This window comes from Gordonia hankookensis (assembly GCF_014673215.1).
GTDB classification, from domain to species: domain Bacteria; phylum Actinomycetota; class Actinomycetes; order Mycobacteriales; family Mycobacteriaceae; genus Gordonia; species Gordonia hankookensis.
In genome coordinates this window covers 444,299-461,071 of the sequence record NZ_JACWMS010000002.1, presented here as the reverse complement: position 1 = coordinate 461,071, position 16,773 = coordinate 444,299, and the positions used below count along the sequence as shown (strand labels likewise).

Sequence of the window (16,773 nt, the reverse complement as noted above, 5' to 3'; positions counted from 1 at the left end):
GAGACATCGACAGCGACGAAGGGAGTGCGGTGTTCATCGGCATCCGCGACATCAGATTCGCCAAGGGACGATTCGTCTTGATCTGTGCGGTCATCGCGATGATGACGTTCATGGTGGTGGCGCTCTCGGCACTGACCACCGGCCTGCAGAACCAGTCGATCTCGGCGATCAGCAGGTTACCGGGCCAGACCCTGGTACTCCAGGACACCGCCGGGCCGGACGGACCGTCGCTGTCGCAGAGCGAGCTCGACGAACCGACCGTCCGTCGCATCGTCGACGAGAACGGCGGTGACGCATCCGAACTGGGCGTGACGACCACCCGGATCACGCACGGCGAGGTCACCTCGACGGCGGCCGTCTTCGGCGCCGGGAGCAGTCTGATGCCTTCGCCCGACGTCGGCGGGGTACCGCGATCGGGTGGCATCCTGCTCACCCGCGAGCAGGCCGACGCGTTGGGCGTCGGGATCGGTGACGCGGTCACGGTTGGCCCGACACGTCTGCGGGTCGACGGGATCGGCCCGGCGGGCGACTACGCCCACACACCGGTCGCGTACACGCCGATGGCCACCTGGCGCGAACTCTCACATGGTCAGGAGGCCACTGCGATGGTGCTGTCCGGCGGCTCGACGGACGCTCCCGGAACGGTGAGCGTGCCGATGTCGACAGCCGTCGACACCGTTCCCGGTTACCGCTCGGAGCGCGGGTCGCTGGTGGCGATCCAGGCGATGTTGCTGGCGATCTCCGCCTTGGTCGTCGGTGCCTTCTTCGCCGTGTGGACGGTGCAGCGACTGCGTGATCTCGCCGTGGTCCGTGCTCTGGGCGCCAACCGGTGGTACCTCCTGCGGGACGGTTTCGGGCAGGCCGCACTCGTCCTGTTCGTCGGCGAGATCCTCGGCGCGCTCCTCGGGGTCGGTCTGGCGGTCGCCGCTTCGGCGGTGGTCCCGGTGGCCCTGACCGCAGGCGGCATCGCCCTGCCCGTGGTCGCGATGACAGTGCTCGGGAGTGCAGGTGCGCTCCTGGCGGTACGCCGGGTCACCGTTGTCGATCCGGTCGTCGCGATGTCGCGGTGATCGGTTCTCATCGCCCCGCGTCCACGAAGATCCGCGTCCACGTAATTCCAGCTTCCACGAAACCCCGCGCCCACGAAATCTCGAGCCCACGACCTCCGAACGTGCGATCCGACAGGAGCCCCACCATGAGTCTGCTGCTTTCCGACGTCACACTCACCTTTGCCGACGGCCGCGGCCGGCTGACGGCCCTCGACGACGTCGCACTCGACGTCGCGAACGGTGGTTTTGTGGCGGTGACCGGACCGTCCGGGTCCGGCAAATCGAGTCTCCTGTCCGTCGCGGGCACGCTCGTGACCCCGGACTCGGGGACCGTCGAGATCGACGGCACACCGACGACGGGGCTGTCCGACGAGGAGCGGGCCCGGATCAGGAGAGACCGCATCGGGTTCGTGTTCCAGCAGGACAATCTGCTGCCGTCGCTGACCGCGCTCGATCAACTGTTGCTGACCGTCCATCTGCGCGGACAGAAGCCGGCGCGGCATCGGGACGAGGCGATGGCACTGCTCGACGACGTCGGCGTGGTCGCGGCGGCCGGCCGCAGGCCGCATGAGCTCTCCGGGGGGATGCGCCAGCGGGTGAACATCGCCCGAGCGCTGATGGGATCGCCGTCATTGCTGCTCGTCGACGAGCCGACCTCTGCACTGGACACCCAGCGGGGCAGGGCGATCATCGAGTTGATCGGCGCCCTCGTCCGGGACCGGGATGTCGCCGCGGTGCTCGTGAGTCACGACCTCGATTCCCTGTCGGTGGCGCCGGGGCGCGGCGTTGACCTCCTGCTGCACATGCGCGACGGTCGTCTCGACTCGCCTGCGCGGACGTCGTCTGTTCCCGTGTGACCAGATGGCACAACCGCCCGGAGCCGTGTGGCCCCGGGCGGTCGTCACGGTCTGTGTCAGCGCACCTGGGGGCTGATGAACCGGGTGGTGTAGATCTGATCGGCCGGCAGGTGCGCGGGCAGGTTCGCACCGCCTGCGTTCAGGATGGGGACGAGATCGTCGACGGTCGACTGCGCCTTCGCCATGTCATAGCTCCCGTACACGCCGTCGGTACCCGGTGCGATGACCGCCTTGTCTTTCAGGAGTTCGGCCGAGTACGCCGCCTCGCCCGCGCTGTACGGGGTGAACGCGACGTCCTTGGAGACCCAGTCGACGATCGTCGCGTTGATCGCGTCGGGGGAGTTCACATAGTCCTTGCCGGTCTGCTGGATCATCGGGACCAGCTTCTGCAGGCAGGGCGACATCTGCTCGAGCTTGTCGGCTCGCACCGAGACGTTCGAGGCGTAGACGTCGTAGCCCGCGTCCTTGACCATCTCGTAGGCGACCGGCTTGTCCCACGACGGCGTCTCGTGCTCATAGGTGTAGGGCTCGGAGTTGGCGAAGCCCTGCTGGGTGATGGTGGGGTCGCCGACGAATCGCGCGGGCGCGCCGTCATAGCTGGTGTCGAGCTGACTCTGCTTCAGCAGGCCCTTGGCCACCAGCCATTGCGGGAAGATCTGGTCCTTGGAGACCACCACGCTGGCGTTCGTCCTGCCGATGTCGGCGATCGTCTTCTGATCCGGGTGTGATGCCGGATCCCACATGATGATCGACGGGTTGTACTGCAGCAGCGGGGTGACGCCGACGACGCGCTGCTCTTTGGCAGCCGAGATCAGCTGATCGCCGTGCACCAGCCCGAGATCGATCGAGTCGTCGGCGTACATCGCCGAGGCGACCGACTGGAAACCGATCGCCGGACCGCCGGCACGTAGCGTGATGTCGACACCGGTGTCCTTGCCGTCGAACGCCAGCGGGCCGGTCACCGCCTTCTTCTCGGTGTCCACCGTGTAGCCGGGCCCGAGGAGCCCGATCACTCCGGCCATATCCGACTGCGGCTGCCACTGAAGTTGCACCACAACGTCTTTCGGGCACACGTCGGCGAGGCTCTGCGCGGCGGGGGCCGGTTCGAGGCTGACCGCGGCGGTGCTGTCGGTGCCGGAGTCGGTACAGCCGGCGAGTGCGGCCGCGCAGATGGTCGCCATTGCGGCGGCGGCCACGCGCGATCGGCGTGCGGTGATGAGGGAACGAGCTGTCATGGGAACTCCTGCTGAGCCGGTGAATGTCGCGAGCAATTCGCAATCTACATGTAAATCTAAATGCTGAATGTCTCGGCGGCCAGCCGGTGGTTGGTGCGTGAGAGTTCCTTCACCGACGCACAATCTCGGCCATATATGCAGCTATTGGCTATTGATCGACGTTCGGCCACGCGGCGGGAGACGCCTTTCGTCATGCACTGTTTACATATCGACACGAGAACGAAATGCATGTATCGAATGATGAGTAGCACCGAGAAATCAACTATCTACATGTACTTCAAACCTGGGAGAGTTCATGGGCCTCGTCGACACGATGAACGACGTGGATGCGCGTCACCTCACGAAGGGCGTTGTCGTCTCGGCGTCCGGTGTGACCAAACAGTTCGACTCGGGAACCCTGGCGTTGGCCGGCATCGACCTCGACATCGCCGAGGGTGACTTCGTCGCGGTGGTCGGCCCTTCGGGGTGCGGCAAGTCCACCCTGCTGCGGATGGCCGCGGGACTCGAACGTCCGACCGAGGGCACGGTCGCCCTCGCCACCGAGTCGGTCGGCTTCATCTTCCAGGAGCCGACACTCCTGCCGTGGCGGTCGGTGCGCGCCAACGTCGAGCTGTGTGCCGAGCTCGCGCGGTTGCCCAAGGCGCAGAGGAGGTCCCGTGCGCAGTCCGCCATCGACGCGGTTGGGCTCACCGGATTCGAGTCGCAACTGCCCCGCACGCTGTCCGGCGGAATGAAGATGCGCTGCTCCCTGGCGCGGACGCTGACCTCAGAACCCGAGGTGATGCTCCTCGATGAACCCTTCGGTGCACTCGACGAGATGACCAGACTCGACATGCAGACCGAGTTGCAGCGGCTCTATGCCCAACGGCGGTTCACCGCCATGTTCATCACCCACTCGGTGTCGGAGGCGGTGTTCCTGGCCAATCGAGTGATCGTGATGTCGGCCAGACCCGGCCGGATCACCGCTGACATCCGGATCGATTTCCCCTATCCACGCGACCCCGATCTCCGGTTCGACGCCCGATTCACCGAGTACGTCGCCGAGATCTCCGAGACCCTGCGAGGCCAACGATGACCGCTGCGACGATCCCGCCATTGACCACTGATGCCACGGCTCCGTCGGGCCGGCAGGCGACCGCGTCCGTGCGCCGCACGTCGGTGCCGGTGTCGATCCTGCGTCATGGCCTGCCACCGCTGATCTCCCTTGCCGTCGCGATCGCGATCTGGTATTTCGTCAGCTATGTGATCCTCAGTCCTGCAAGGCAATTCCTACTTCCGCCGCCACACGAGGTGCTGACGCACGCATTGCTCGACCGCGCCCACGTCGAGCCGATGCTCGATGCGCTGATGGTGACCGCGAAGGTGAGCCTCGTCGGCTTCCTGTTCGCGGCTCTCATCGGCGTGTCGATCGGGGTGGTGATGAGCAGAGGGTCCTTTCTCGAGCGCGCGATCTACCCGTGGGCGGTTGTGCTTCAGGTGATCCCGGTCCTCGCGATCGTTCCGCTGATCGGTCTGTGGTTCGGCTACGGGATGGTCGCGCGCACGATCGTGTGTGTGATCATCGCGATCTTCCCGATCATCGCCAACACACATTTCGGGCTGGTGTCGGTGGACAAGGGCGCGCACGAGTTGTTCACGCTGTCGCGTGCGTCCGGCGTCCAGCGGCTGATCAAACTCGAGTTCCCGTCGGCGATGCCGTCGATGATGACCGGATTCCGCACTGCCTCAGGGCTCGTGGTGGTCGGCGCCATCATCGGCGACATGTTCTTCGCCAAGGGTCAGCCGGGGATCGGCACGCTGCTCGACATCTATCGCGCACGACTACAGTCCGACGACCTCATCGCCGCGATCGTGCTCGCGTCGCTGTTCGGCATCGTCGTCTTCGGCATCTTCAGCGTCCTCAACGCGATGGTCAACCGCCGTCGTTGATCGGCGGCACATTTCAGAACACAAGGGAGACAGGTATGTTCACCGTACCGATCGTAGACATCTCCGGGTACGTCGACCCGGACGGGACCGCACGCGACCGTGCGCACGTGGCGCGCCGGCTCGATACCGCCTGCCGTGAGGTCGGATTCGTCCAGATCGTCGGACACGGCATCGAGCGGGAGACGATCGACGGACTCGCGGCCGCACTCGACGAGTTCTTCGCCCTGCCGCTCGAGGTCAAGAAGCGCTACACCCGCCCGGGCGAGAATCGCGGCTACAGCCCGCCGAAGAGCGAATCGCTCAGCATGAGCCTCGGGGTGGCGGCGGCGAACCAGATGAACGACTTCTACGAGGCGTTCACCGTCGGTTCGGAACAGGCCTGGTTCGACGGGTTCGACCTGCCGGTCACGAGCTATCCCGCCAACACCTGGCCGGCTGCGGCGCCGGGACTCCGTCCGGCCGTCGAGGCATGGTTCGACGCCGCACGGTCGGTGTCGCGGGTGCTGTTGACCGCCTGCACCGATGCGCTGGGGCTCGATCCCGGCCATTTCGACGCCATGGTCGACCATTCGATCGACGCATTGAAGATGAACAACTACACGCTCCCGGAAGGGGACATCGAACTCGCCGGCGAGCTCACCGGAATGGGTGCCCACACCGATTTCGGGATCCTCACCGTGTTGTGGGCAGATCAGGTGCCGGGTCTCCAGGTCCTGGACCACAGTGGGACCTGGCACGACGTCCAGCCCGCCGACGGAGCGTTGCTGGTCAACCTCGGGGACGCAATGGCGCGGTGGACCAACGACCGGTGGCGCTCGACGGTGCACCGGGTCGATCCGCCCGTCGTCGACGGCCGGATCATCCGGCGGAGGTCGGCGGCCTTCTTCTTCGACGGCAACCACGACGCGGTGATCGAGACGTTGCCCGGGTGCGCGATCGCCGACCGCCCCGACTACCCGCCGATCACCGTCGCCGAACACATCAACGCCAAACTCGCCGGTATGAAGTCGGGCGTGGCACCCGACGGTGCCGATCGTGAGGCGAAGCGCGTGATGGCCGCCAGATGAGATTCCGGCCGGGTACCGGGCGAGAACCTAGGCTTGAGCAACGATGAGCATCCCCACGACCGACGGCGCCCTGTTGACGCAGGCCGTCCTGCGGCAGCTACGCGACGAGATCTTCGCCGGGAAGTTGAGCCCGGGCACCTCACTCTCGGTGCCCGGGCTCGCCTCGCGGCTCGAGGTCTCGCGCAGTCCCGTCCGCGAGGCGGTCCAGCAGCTGGTCGTCGACGGTCTGGCCGTCTACACCCCGCGCGCAGGCGCCAAGGTCGCGGATTTCGACGAGGACATGTTGCGGCATGTGTTCGAGGTCCGGGAGGTGCTCGACGGTCTCGCCGCGCGACAGGCGACCGCCCTGGTCACCCTGGCCGAGCTCGAGGACCTGTGGGCCCGCGTCCGGGAGCAGGAGACGCTGCTCGACGCCGCTCCCGACCACCGGCGTGATGCCGACCTCGACCTCGATTTCCACACCGAGGTCCGCACGGCGTCGGCGAACAAGCCGCTGTGCGACGCGCTCCTCCGGCTGGACACCCAGACGCACCTGTACCGCTCGGACATGTGGTCGCACGACGTGAACCGGCGGCTGGCCGTCGCCGAACACCGGCGGATCGTCGCCGCGCTGGAGGCAGGTGACGCCGACGAGGCCGAACGCGCCGCCAAGGCCCATGCATCCGGGGTGCTGGTGCGGCTGCTGCGTAAGTAACCACCACCTTGCACTCGCCCCGGTCGAGTGCTAAAAACGAGTTTGGCACTCGCAAGCTGTGAGTGCCAGGTCGGGACGGTGAGACCGGTACCGAATGACACACCGGTCGTCCGTCGCGGGCACCGAGTTCCGGCCATAGATACCTGGTGTCACCCCCTATCGGAGGATCACTTACCCATGGCCAAGCAAATCGCGTTCGACGAAGAGGCCCGTCGTGGCCTCGAGCGGGGCCTGAACAGCCTCGCCGACGCAGTGAAGGTGACGTTGGGACCCAAGGGTCGCAACGTCGTCCTGGAGAAGAAGTGGGGCGCCCCCACGATCACCAACGATGGTGTGTCCATCGCCAAGGAGATCGAGCTGGAGGACCCGTACGAGAAGATCGGTGCCGAGCTCGTCAAAGAGGTCGCCAAGAAGACCGACGACGTCGCAGGCGACGGCACCACCACCGCCACCGTCCTGGCACAGGCTCTCGTCCGTGAGGGTCTGCGCAACGTCGCTGCCGGCGCCAACCCGCTGGGTCTGAAGCGCGGCATCGAGAAGGCCGTCGAGGCCGTCACCGAGTCCCTCCTGAAGAGCGCCAAGGAGGTCGAGACCAAGGAGCAGATCGCTGCTACCGCAGGCATCTCGGCAGGCGACTCCTCGATCGGCGAGCTCATCGCCGAGGCGATGGACAAGGTCGGCAAGGAAGGCGTCATCACCGTCGAGGAGGCTCAGACCTTCGGGCTGCAGCTGGAGCTCACCGAGGGCATGCGCTTCGACAAGGGCTACGTCTCGGGCTACTTCGTGACCGACGCCGATCGTCAGGAAGCCGTCCTCGAGGATCCCTACATCCTGCTCGTCTCGGGCAAGGTGTCGACCGTCAAGGACCTGCTGCCGCTGCTGGAGAAGGTCATCCAGGCCGGCAAGCCGCTGCTGATCATCGCCGAGGACGTCGAGGGCGAAGCTCTCTCGACCCTGGTCGTCAACAAGATCCGCGGCACCTTCAAGTCCGTCGCCGTCAAGGCTCCGGGCTTCGGTGACCGTCGCAAGGCCATGCTGGCCGACATCGCCATCCTCACCGGTGGCGAGGTCATCAGCGAAGAGGTCGGCCTCTCGCTCGAGGGTGCAGGCGTCGAGCTGCTCGGTACCGCTCGCAAGGTCGTCGTGACCAAGGACGAGACCACCATCGTCGACGGCGCAGGCGATGCCGACGCGATCGCCGGCCGTGTGGCCCAGATCCGCAGCGAGATCGAGAACAGCGACTCCGACTACGACCGTGAGAAGCTGCAGGAGCGTCTGGCCAAGCTGGCCGGCGGTGTTGCGGTCATCAAGGCCGGCGCGGCCACCGAGGTGGAGCTCAAGGAGCGCAAGCACCGCATCGAGGACGCCGTCCGCAATGCGAAGGCTGCCGTCGAAGAGGGCATCGTCGCCGGTGGTGGCGTGGCCCTGCTGCAGTCCGAGGCTGCGATCTCCGGTCTGTCGCTGACCGGTGACGAGGCCACCGGCGCCAACATCGTGCGCGTCGCGCTCGAGGCTCCGGCCAAGCAGATCGCCATCAACGCCGGGCTCGAGCCGGGCGTCGTGGCCGACAAGGTTCGCAACTCCCCGCTGGGCACCGGCCTCAACGCCGCGACCGGCGAGTACGAGGACCTGCTGGCCCGCGGCATCAACGACCCGGTGAAGGTCACCCGCTCGGCGCTGCAGAACGCTGCGTCGATCGCGGCTCTGTTCCTCACCACCGAGGCCGTCGTCGCCGACAAGCCGGAGAAGAACCCGGCCCCGGCAATGCCGGGTGGCGACGAGATGGGCGGAATGGGATTCTGATCTCGTCTCCGACGAGGATGGGATTCTGACCTCCTGATCAGAATCCTGCGTTCATCCAACGCATCTCAGACCGAAGGCCGGTCACCCTCACGGGTGGCCGGCCTTCGGCGTTCGGTGTGCCCGAGAACGGTCGGCCGTCGCGCAGGCCGAGCAGGTGCAGTGGTCACCACTCGTCATGCGGCACACTTGTGCCCATGACGCACTCCGTCGCCCCGAGTCCGGTGTCCACCCTGCCCAACCTCCGCGACCTCGGTGGGTGGACGACAGCAGACGGTGCAACGGTGCGATCGGGCGTGCTGTACCGATCGACGGACTTCTCGTCGCTGGCAACGATCGATCTGGCGCGATTCGAGGCACTCGGAATCCGCACGATCTACGATCTTCGATCGGCCGTCGAGCGCACCGCGCTGCCCGATCCCGACCTGGGCGGCGTGGTCGACATCCACCTCGATGTGCTGGCCGACTCGGGGACGGCGATACCCGCCAACCTGCAGAACTACTTCTCTGATCCCGCGTCGGTGGCGATGGCGACCAAAGAGCTGTCGGGTTCCAAGGCCAAGGAACTCATCGCGGGGACGTACCGGCAGATGATCACCCTGCCCAGTGCGCTCAACGCATATCGAGCGCTCTGCCGCGGGCTTCTCGGCGAACACGAGTCGCCGTCGTTGTTCCACTGCACCACCGGCAAGGACCGGACGGGATGGGCTGCCGCAGCGCTGCTCACCCTGATGGGAGTAGCGAAGGATGACGTGTACCGGGATTATCTGCTGACCAATGAACGCCTCGTGCCCGCCCTCAAACCCGTCTTCGATCAGTTCGGTGCGGCAGGCGGCAACCCCGATCTGCTGGTACCGGTGCTCGGCGTGGACGCGCACTACCTCGACGCGGCGTTCGACGAGGTGGCGGCGACCTATGGGGGCATCGAAGGCTATTTCACGGACGGACTCGGCGTCGGACCCGACGATCAGGAGGGTCTGCGGCGGCTCCTCCTCGACACAGACCCGCGTTAGCTCGACGCCCGAGCACCCGGGGGTTCATCTCGGCGTGGACAACCCGCCACAATGGAGCGTGTGACCGAACAGACCGACCGCCTCGAACTCATCACCGTCGCCAATTTTCGTGACCTCGGTGGTTGGCGAACAATCGACGGACGGCAGGTGGTCACCGGCCGGCTGTTCCGATCGGCCGCACTCGACAAGGCATCGGAGACCGACCGCGCGTTTCTCGCAGGCCTCGGTCTGCGGACGATCGTCGATCTGCGGTCGGTGCCCGAGGTCGATGCCGCTCCCGATCCTCAGATCACCGGCGCGCGGGGAGTGGTACTCGATGTGCTGGCCGACGCCGAACGGATCAGCGCTCCGGCCAACCTGGACAAACTCATCGGCGACCCGGAAGCAGTCGCCGAGGCGAACGACCGACTCGCCACCGGCAGCGGGGTCGAGCACATGATCGGCGCATACCGCGGGCTGGTGAATCTGCCCAGCGCCAAGCGGGCCTATCGGGCATTCTTCTCCGGGCTGCTCGATGGCACACCGACACTGTTCCATTGCACCGCCGGTAAGGATCGAACAGGTTGGGCTGCAGCAGCTTTCCTGTCACTGATGGGTGTCGGCCGCGACGACGTGTTCGACGACTACCTGCTGACCAATGAGCAGTTCCTGCCCGCGATGGCTGCGGTGTTCGACGGTTTCGAGGCTGCCGGCGGTGACCCGGATCTGCTGCGACCGCTGCTGGGGGTGCAGTCCTCCTATCTCACCGTGGCCTTCGACGAGGTGGCCATCCAATACGGGACGGTCGCGGACTACTTCACCGAGGCGCTCGGCATCGACCTGGCTGCGCAGGATGCCCTGCGCAGCCAGTACCTCGTCGAGGGCTGACGGCGCGCCGATCGAATCCGCAGGCAGGCGTTCCTAGCCGTCGACCCGCGACGGGTCGAGCAGGATCTTCGCGTCGTGCGGATTCTCCTTGAGCCGTGCAAGTTCTTCGGGCATCTCGCCAGGATGAGCGGCGGGACGATCCGTACCCTCCCGATGAGTGTCGCGGCGCCGCTGGCCGGGGTCCTCGGGAACGTCCTGCGTCGCGTCGGGCAGAAGAGCGACCTCTGTGAGGGCACGATGCTGCTGCTCAACCGTCCGGGCACCTACTCGATCGAGAAGGCGGGCAAGATCCTCGGTTACCAGCCGCTGGTGTCCATCCCCGAGGGCATGGCGCGGGTCGAGGAGTGGGCTCGTGCCGAGGGGATCATCAAGTAGCGGAGTCTGTCAGCGGAACACGATGCACGTCGTGGTCCCGTGCGCGACGAGCTTGCCGTCGTCGGCGAACACCTTTCCCTCGGCGGTCGCAGTGCGTCCGCCGACGTGGATGACCGTGCCGACGGCGGTGAGTTCGCCTGCGTCGACGGCCACCGATCGGATGTAGTTGATCTTGAGTTCCAGGGTGGTGTAGCCGACCCCGGCCGGCAGTGTCGTGTGGACGGCGCAGCCCATCACCGAATCCAGCAACGTCGCGCAGATGCCGCCGTGCACGGTGCCCAACGGGTTCGCGAAGTCGGCCTGCGGGGTGACGGTGAACGACACCCGCCCTTCGTCGATCTCCTTGGCGCTCATGCCGAGGAGTCTCCAGATGCCCGGACGGTCGGGGTCGGGGTTGCTCATCGCCGCCCGCAGCAATTGCAGCCCGGTCAAGGTGGACGGGTCAAGAATCTCGGTATCAGAGCTCATGACTATGTAGGATGGCATAGAACACGCCGATTATGAAGACCTGCATAGGGAGTGTGATGAGTTCGGTAGACGGGCATCCTGCGGAGGCGAGGTCTCCGGAGGAGTTGCGGCCACCTGCGGCCGAACGCGGTCCGCGCGAGCGCATGGTCGTACATGCGGCCGATCTGATCGGCCGTGACGGGGTGGCGGCGACATCGATCGGCGACGTGATCGCCGCGAGTTCGGCTCCCCGCGGGTCCATCTATCACCACTTCCCGGGCGGCAAGACCCAGCTGATGACCGAGGCCGTGCGGCATGCAGGCGATTACATGGCCGGTCGGATCAGCAGCGAGGGCTCAGCCACCCCGGCCGAGGCCGTCGCCGAGATCAGTGACGTCTGGCGCCGGATGCTGGTGACCACCGATTTCGAGTTCGGGTGTCCCGTTCTGGCGGGTGGGCTCGCGCGCCGGTCCGAGCCGGATGTGGCCGACGAGGCCGAGCAGATCTTCGGCCGTTGGACGCGGCTGATCTCCACGCGCCTGGTCCACGAGGGTGTGGAGGCGCAACGAGCAGATTCGTTGGCCCATCTGATCATCGCGGCGATCGAGGGTGCCGTCGGGCTGTGTCAGACCCAGCGGACCGTCGAACCGCTCGACCGGGTGATCGGCGAATTGGCACGCCTGTGCGAGGCCGCTGCTGCCTGACCGCACTCCCCGGCGTCAAGTTGCCTGGTCGTGTCGCGTAGGTTCTACTCCCAGGACACGCGTGCGTCCACGTGGTATACATCACGTCGGCGCCCGAGTGAGATGGGGAGGGTAGACGTCATGACGCCGGTGTACCGGCAGATCCTCGGATCGGATTTCGATCGTCTCCACCCCAACGTGGCGTGGCGCTACAGCATCGATTCGACCTCGGGCGTCGCACAGATGGCCACCGGGATCTACGAGTCCGTCTACATCTCCTCTGCGCTGCCGCCCCCGTTCTGGTGGCACTATGCCAAGCGGAACGCGTTGCCTGCCAAGTCGAGCCGGATGGTCCCCTTCACGCAGGGCCACTATTGCTATGCCGACGAGATCGGCCGCGAGTGTCTCGCCGTTCTCCGCGCCTTCAAGTACACGACCGGGACCCGCAATCTGAATTCCCTGTTGGTGTCCGGTCGTGGCGGGCTCGTGGACTACTTCGGCGACGGACCGGAACTCTTGTATCCGATCGAGCCGTCGGTGACCAGGGCGGGCGAACTCCTTCTCGAGAGCGGGCCGATGCGCTGGCTCGGACGTGGCCCGAAGGTCGGCATGAAGGGGCTGTTCTCCGCGCAGCTGAAATACATCGAGGGTTGGGACGACCAGCGGCAGCGATTCCGGTGCGACGCGACCGTCCGCAATCCGGTCGTCGGGGAGATCCTCCACTTTCGCGGCTGGTTCACCGCCGTCGACCAGGCCTGCACGCTGCGCGACATCCCGGACGAGGCGTGGCCGCTCAACCTCGTCGACCGCGAGGCCTGATCCCGGTGGTTCATCGCGTCGGCACTTGCGCCGCACGGTAGGTTCTCAGCCATGGCTGTCTCCGCGAAGATCGAATTCGAAGTCGCCGCTCCGCCGTCCGTCGTGATGGAGGTGCTGATGGACGTGGAATCCCTGCCGGATTGGTCGGGGCCCCACAAGGAGGCCGAGATCCTCAGCGAGAACGAGGACGGCACCCCCGGCAAGGTTCGGGTGGTGGTGACCGCGGCGGGCATCTCCGACGAGCAGACCCTGACCTATACGTGGACCGACAATTCGTGCACCTGGGATCTGATCGAGGCGAACCAGCTGAGCGAACAGCACGGCGTCTATGTCGTGACCCCCGATGGCGACGGCTCACATGTGGAGTTCACCCTCGACGTCGAGCTGAAGATCAAGCTGCCGGGCATGATCGTCAAGCGCGCACAGAAGATGGCGGTCGACACCGCCCGTAAGGGGTTGACCGCCGAGGTCCAACGCCGCGCGGCGGGCTGACCGACGACATCCGGCGCGACCCCGGCCTCGGCCGGGGTCGTTTTGCCAACCCGGGCCCCATGTTTCGGCGGCCTCTGGGTACGCTTGCGTGCAGTGCTGCTGCACTCTGCGATCCGTGGCGAATGAGGAGGCCAATCTCTATGCGTATCAACAAATTCGGTGCTCGAGCCGCGGCGCTGGTTATCGGTGGTACCTCGTTGGCGTGGATGATCGGTCTGGCGGGCGGTGCCACCGCAGGCGCCGCGACGACATGTGCCGCCACGGATGGGCATCAGATCCAGCGGATCGTCGGCAATGGTGGGTGTGGCGCCAAGGCCGGACCGGGCAGCAGTGCCCAGTCCGAGGACACGAGCAATCAGGGCACCGCGATCGCCGTCGCCGACAAGGGCGGAAACGCGAACGCGCGCAACCTGCAGCCCGGATCGTCGGCACTCGCGGGTGCCACCACCCGGGGCAACTCCTACTCGGTGACGACCGGACCGAAGGCATTCTCACTCGCCCAGGCCCGCCAGGGTGGCACCACCATCGCGATCGGTGGATGGGGTGGACAGGCCATCGCCGGTGCGGCGGGCACGGTGTGCCAGGGCGGATTCGCCACCGCATACGACAGCACCACTGGCAAGGCGTGCCTCCACTCGGGATCGATCGACTTCCGTAACTGAGTCGGAACACGCGCCGGTTCACCTCGTGGCCACGCGCTGTTTCGTCGATGCGCATATCGTTGAACGGTGACCGAGCTACACGATCCTGCCGTGGGGACCTCCATCGAGGTCGGCCCCGATTTCAGCGTGCTCAACGGCCGGGAGGCCCTCCAGCAACTCGTCGACCTGCACAACACGACCGCCTTCGCCGTCAACGACGACGATGACGACGACCCGGTGCTGCTGACGCTGCCCGAACGCAATGTGGTGGACACGTGGCGGCAGGACTATCCCTACGACGAGCGGATGAGCCGGCGCGAATACGAGGTGACCAAGCGTCATCTCCAGATCGAGTTGCTCAAATTGCAGAAGTGGTCCAAGCAGACCGGTCAACGGCACCTGCTGGTGTTCGAGGGCCGCGATGCCGCCGGGAAGGGCGGGACCATCAAGCGGTTCAACGAACATCTCAACCCGCGCGGTGCGCGGACGATCGCTCTGGAGAAGCCCAGCGAGCGTGAATCGACCGAGTGGTACTTCCAGCGCTATGTCCAGCACCTGCCTGCCGGCGGGGAGATGGTCTTCTTCGATCGCTCCTGGTACAACCGTGCCGGCGTGGAGCGGGTCATGGGCTTCTGCACATCCGAGCAGTACAACCAGTTCGTCGAGCAGGTGCCTGCGTTCGAGAAGATGCTCGTCGACGACGGCATCAACCTGGTGAAGTTCTGGTTCTCGGTGACCCCGCTGGAACAGCGCACCCGGTTCGCGATCCGCCAGATCGACCCGGTCCGGCAGTGGAAGCTGTCGCCCATGGATCTGGCGTCGCTGGACAAGTGGGATGCCTACACCGAGGCCAAGGAAGCCATGTTCGCGGCCACCGACACCGAGTACGCGCCGTGGACCGTGGTGAAGAGCAACGACAAGAAGCGCGCCCGCATCAACGCGATGCGCCACGTCCTGAATCTCTTCGACTACAAGGGCAAGAACGCCGATTTCGTCGGTGAGCCAGACCCGTTGATCGTCGGACGCGCACGCGATCTGGTCGGGGAGTAGCCACCACGCGGTTGGCTCGGCGGCCTCGGTAGCCTCGTGGCTGTGCGCACATTCCTCAGCGGGCTCCTGACACTGGTGGCGATGGTGGCGATCGTGTTGGCCTTCCCGTCGCTCTGGGTGAAGGAACGTCTGGTCGATCCCGAGGGCTTCGTCACCACGGTGACACCGATGGCTCAGGACGCGAAGGTCCAGGACTACCTCGCGAGCCAGATCTCGTCGTCGGTCACCGAGCAGGTGGACATCCCCGCGGCGTCGGCCGTGGTGGAACCGGCGGCGCGTGCGTACACACACAGTGACGCGTTCGAGGCCGACTTCGTGGACGTCTTGTCCCAACAGCACGCGTGGCTGTTCGATCCGCCGCCGGAAACCGGCGACACCACCGTCATGCAGCTCGACATCACGGACATGGTGAACCGCGTGATCGCGCAGACGAACATCGGTGCCCGCGTGACGGGTCCCATCCTGGTACCCCTCAACCGTGACGGGTCGGGCCTGGAGGCGGGCCGCTATCACGACGTCGGGCGGCAGATCACCGAGATGGCCTATTGGTCCCTGGTGGTCGCGGTGGCGGCGAGCGTGCTGGCCTTGCTCATCGCGCGGCGTCGCGGGACCGTACTCGCGTGGCTCGGTGTCGGATTGATCGCTTCCGCGGCATTCGCATGGGCCGTCGGTATCTTCTTCGCCGAGCGTGCCAAACAGGAGGTCGACGGCACCGAGGACGCGGGCCGTGAGGTCGCCGGGGTGATCATCGACGGTACGGTCGCCGACCTGCATCATCTGGCCCTGATCGTCGGGGCGGTCGGCGCCGGTGTGGTGGTGGTCGGATTCGTCGCGCGCCTCGCCTTCGGCCGGTCGCCCGCGCGCAGATGACCGACCCCGGGCCGCGGGCAGAGCCGGTCGTCGAGGAGATCCGTCTCCCGGACGGCACCGTGACGCCCCTGCGGGTTTTCGTCACCGCACCCGATCGTCCGACCATCGTGCTGTGGCCGGGACTCGGGGTACCCGCGGCATATTTCGACCTGTTCGCCTGCCGGTGCGGGCACGCGGGGGTGAACGTCGTGGTCGGCGAGTTGCGCGGCCAGGGCCGCAGCAGACCGCGGCCGTCGCGGGCCAGTCGTTTCGGTCAGCAGGCGCTGACCACCGAAGACATCCCGGCCGCGGTCGCCGTCGCGCGTCGGCATGCGCCGACGTCCCCGCTGTTCATCGCCGGCCACTCGATGGGTGGGCACATCGCGTCGATGTTCGCTGCTCGCAATGCCGTTCGGGGTGATTCGGAGATCGCGGGCCTGATCCTCGTCGCGTCGGGCGTGCCGTACTGGAAGCTCTATCGCGGCGGCCAGGGCCTGCTGGCCGCTGTCGGACCGCCCGCGATGCACCGCGTGTCGAAGACGCTCGGGTACTGGCCCGGCTCGGTCATCGAGGGGTACGGGCGGCAATCACGGGTACTGATCCGCGACTGGACGTACCTCAACAGGAACGGGACGTTCGCGCCGCGCGATGCCGATGTCGACTACGAGGCCGCGATGCGGCAGCTGCGGCTCCCGGTATGCGCCATCACGGTCGGTGCGGACACCGATGCCCCGCCACGGGTGATGAGCGCGCTCACCGCCAAGCTGGCCGACTGCGTCGTCGACACGCATCATGTCGCGGCGCCGCTCGGTCACAATCGGTGGGCGCGCGATGCACGCGTTCCGGCGATCATCGCGGACTGGGTGGGCGGCATCGCCGCGGACGTCGGCACAAACCGCACCTGAG

The 16,773-nt window shown here is 66.4% G+C and carries 19 protein-coding genes; 17 read left to right on the top strand and 2 right to left on the bottom strand.

Translation table 11 applies throughout. The annotated features are described in order from the left end of the window. Positions 1 to 29: 29 nt before the first annotated feature. Both IDF66_RS09475 and IDF66_RS09470 read left to right on the top strand, forming a co-directional pair. Entirely contained in the window at positions 30 to 1,070 is a 1,041-nt protein-coding gene (locus IDF66_RS09475; RefSeq protein WP_190266653.1) for an ABC transporter permease, read from the top strand. Positions 1,071 to 1,195: 125 nt separating this feature from the next. Further along, positions 1,196 to 1,906 (top strand): ATP-binding cassette domain-containing protein, encoded by a 711-nt coding sequence (locus tag IDF66_RS09470; RefSeq protein WP_190266652.1) that lies wholly within the window; start codon positions 1,196 to 1,198, stop codon positions 1,904 to 1,906. A gap of 56 nt (positions 1,907 to 1,962) precedes the next feature. Here IDF66_RS09470 and IDF66_RS09465 read toward each other — a convergent pair whose 3' ends face one another. Beyond that, positions 1,963 to 3,141, bottom strand: a complete 1,179-nt coding sequence (locus tag IDF66_RS09465; RefSeq protein WP_190266651.1) for a nitrate ABC transporter substrate-binding protein — start codon at positions 3,139 to 3,141, stop codon at positions 1,963 to 1,965. A 295-nt stretch (positions 3,142 to 3,436) separates the two neighbouring features. On the opposite strand from IDF66_RS09465, the gene IDF66_RS09460 reads away from it, so the two are divergent. The 8 genes from IDF66_RS09460 (at position 3,437) to IDF66_RS09425 (ending at position 10,886) form a co-directional block, all read left to right on the top strand. After that, a complete protein-coding gene (locus IDF66_RS09460; protein ID WP_164307699.1) occupies positions 3,437 to 4,216 on the top strand; it encodes an ABC transporter ATP-binding protein in 780 nt (259 codons plus the stop codon). Beyond that, positions 4,213 to 5,070 (top strand): ABC transporter permease, encoded by an 858-nt coding sequence (locus IDF66_RS09455; protein ID WP_190266650.1) that lies wholly within the window; start codon positions 4,213 to 4,215, stop codon positions 5,068 to 5,070. The genes IDF66_RS09460 and IDF66_RS09455 overlap by 4 nt, the downstream gene beginning before the upstream one ends. A 35-nt stretch (positions 5,071 to 5,105) precedes the next feature. Continuing rightward, on the top strand, positions 5,106 to 6,137 hold the full coding sequence (locus tag IDF66_RS09450; protein WP_190266649.1) for an isopenicillin N synthase family dioxygenase: 1,032 nt from the start codon (positions 5,106 to 5,108) through the stop codon (positions 6,135 to 6,137). Positions 6,138 to 6,180: 43 nt separating this feature from the next. After that, positions 6,181 to 6,831 carry a GntR family transcriptional regulator gene (locus tag IDF66_RS09445; protein ID WP_190266648.1) on the top strand — a complete coding sequence of 217 codons (651 nt, stop codon included), beginning with the start codon at positions 6,181 to 6,183 and terminating at the stop codon, positions 6,829 to 6,831. Positions 6,832 to 7,008: 177 nt separating this feature from the next. Continuing rightward, entirely contained in the window at positions 7,009 to 8,634 is a 1,626-nt protein-coding gene (gene groL, locus IDF66_RS09440; RefSeq protein ID WP_164307695.1) for a chaperonin GroEL, read from the top strand. A 194-nt stretch (positions 8,635 to 8,828) separates the two neighbouring features. After that, positions 8,829 to 9,644 carry a tyrosine-protein phosphatase gene (locus tag IDF66_RS09435; protein ID WP_190266647.1) on the top strand — a complete coding sequence of 272 codons (816 nt, stop codon included), beginning with the start codon at positions 8,829 to 8,831 and terminating at the stop codon, positions 9,642 to 9,644. A 60-nt stretch (positions 9,645 to 9,704) separates the two neighbouring features. Beyond that, positions 9,705 to 10,511 (top strand): tyrosine-protein phosphatase, encoded by an 807-nt coding sequence (locus IDF66_RS09430; RefSeq protein ID WP_387998927.1) that lies wholly within the window; start codon positions 9,705 to 9,707, stop codon positions 10,509 to 10,511. Positions 10,512 to 10,586: 75 nt separating this feature from the next. Continuing rightward, entirely contained in the window at positions 10,587 to 10,886 is a 300-nt protein-coding gene (locus IDF66_RS09425) for a hypothetical protein (protein WP_223309401.1), read from the top strand. Between the two features lie 9 nt (positions 10,887 to 10,895). Here the strand turns inward: IDF66_RS09425 and IDF66_RS09420 are convergent, their stop codons facing one another. Continuing rightward, a complete protein-coding gene (locus IDF66_RS09420; protein WP_190266645.1) occupies positions 10,896 to 11,372 on the bottom strand; it encodes a PaaI family thioesterase in 477 nt (158 codons plus the stop codon). Positions 11,373 to 11,497: 125 nt separating this feature from the next. On the opposite strand from IDF66_RS09420, the gene IDF66_RS09415 reads away from it, so the two are divergent. From IDF66_RS09415 to IDF66_RS09385, 7 genes are all read left to right on the top strand, one after another. Further along, entirely contained in the window at positions 11,498 to 12,037 is a 540-nt protein-coding gene (locus tag IDF66_RS09415) for a TetR/AcrR family transcriptional regulator (protein ID WP_223309522.1), read from the top strand. A 120-nt stretch (positions 12,038 to 12,157) separates the two neighbouring features. Further along, positions 12,158 to 12,835: a DUF4166 domain-containing protein gene (locus IDF66_RS09410; RefSeq protein WP_164307682.1), complete on the top strand. Its 678-nt coding sequence runs from the start codon at positions 12,158 to 12,160 to the stop codon at positions 12,833 to 12,835. 51 nt (positions 12,836 to 12,886) lie between these two features. Continuing rightward, positions 12,887 to 13,327, top strand: coding sequence for an SRPBCC family protein (locus IDF66_RS09405; RefSeq protein WP_190266643.1), 441 nt, complete (start codon positions 12,887 to 12,889; stop codon positions 13,325 to 13,327). Between the two features lie 140 nt (positions 13,328 to 13,467). Further along, a complete protein-coding gene (locus tag IDF66_RS09400) occupies positions 13,468 to 13,989 on the top strand; it encodes a DUF6764 family protein (RefSeq protein WP_190266642.1) in 522 nt (173 codons plus the stop codon). A 66-nt stretch (positions 13,990 to 14,055) separates the two neighbouring features. Next, positions 14,056 to 15,018 (top strand): polyphosphate kinase 2, encoded by a 963-nt coding sequence (gene ppk2 / locus IDF66_RS09395; protein ID WP_164307679.1) that lies wholly within the window; start codon positions 14,056 to 14,058, stop codon positions 15,016 to 15,018. A gap of 42 nt (positions 15,019 to 15,060) precedes the next feature. After that, positions 15,061 to 15,888 carry a hypothetical protein gene (locus IDF66_RS09390; protein WP_190266641.1) on the top strand — a complete coding sequence of 276 codons (828 nt, stop codon included), beginning with the start codon at positions 15,061 to 15,063 and terminating at the stop codon, positions 15,886 to 15,888. Beyond that, positions 15,885 to 16,772, top strand: coding sequence for an alpha/beta fold hydrolase (locus IDF66_RS09385; RefSeq protein WP_190266640.1), 888 nt, complete (start codon positions 15,885 to 15,887; stop codon positions 16,770 to 16,772). The genes IDF66_RS09390 and IDF66_RS09385 overlap by 4 nt, the downstream gene beginning before the upstream one ends. Position 16,773 lies beyond the last annotated feature (1 nt).

Excerpts from the sequence above, each read along its gene's own strand:
- IDF66_RS09435 (WP_190266647.1), top strand. The coding sequence starts at position 8,829 with ATGACGCACTCCGTCGCCCCGAGTCCGGTGTCCACCCTGCCCAACCTC.
- IDF66_RS09450 (WP_190266649.1), top strand. The coding sequence starts at position 5,106 with ATGTTCACCGTACCGATCGTAGACATCTCCGGGTACGTCGACCCGGAC.
- IDF66_RS09470 (WP_190266652.1), top strand. The coding sequence starts at position 1,196 with ATGAGTCTGCTGCTTTCCGACGTCACACTCACCTTTGCCGACGGCCGC.
- IDF66_RS09410 (WP_164307682.1), top strand. The coding sequence starts at position 12,158 with ATGACGCCGGTGTACCGGCAGATCCTCGGATCGGATTTCGATCGTCTC.
- IDF66_RS09420 (WP_190266645.1), bottom strand. The coding sequence starts at position 11,372 with ATGCCATCCTACATAGTCATGAGCTCTGATACCGAGATTCTTGACCCG.
- IDF66_RS09415 (WP_223309522.1), top strand. The coding sequence starts at position 11,498 with ATGGTCGTACATGCGGCCGATCTGATCGGCCGTGACGGGGTGGCGGCG.
- IDF66_RS09465 (WP_190266651.1), bottom strand. The coding sequence starts at position 3,141 with ATGACAGCTCGTTCCCTCATCACCGCACGCCGATCGCGCGTGGCCGCC.
- IDF66_RS09405 (WP_190266643.1), top strand. The coding sequence starts at position 12,887 with ATGGCTGTCTCCGCGAAGATCGAATTCGAAGTCGCCGCTCCGCCGTCC.
- IDF66_RS09400 (WP_190266642.1), top strand. The coding sequence starts at position 13,468 with ATGCGTATCAACAAATTCGGTGCTCGAGCCGCGGCGCTGGTTATCGGT.
- IDF66_RS09455 (WP_190266650.1), top strand. The coding sequence starts at position 4,213 with ATGACCGCTGCGACGATCCCGCCATTGACCACTGATGCCACGGCTCCG.
- IDF66_RS09385 (WP_190266640.1), top strand. The coding sequence starts at position 15,885 with ATGACCGACCCCGGGCCGCGGGCAGAGCCGGTCGTCGAGGAGATCCGT.
- IDF66_RS09445 (WP_190266648.1), top strand. The coding sequence starts at position 6,181 with ATGAGCATCCCCACGACCGACGGCGCCCTGTTGACGCAGGCCGTCCTG.
- IDF66_RS09460 (WP_164307699.1), top strand. The coding sequence starts at position 3,437 with ATGGGCCTCGTCGACACGATGAACGACGTGGATGCGCGTCACCTCACG.
- groL (WP_164307695.1), top strand. The coding sequence starts at position 7,009 with ATGGCCAAGCAAATCGCGTTCGACGAAGAGGCCCGTCGTGGCCTCGAG.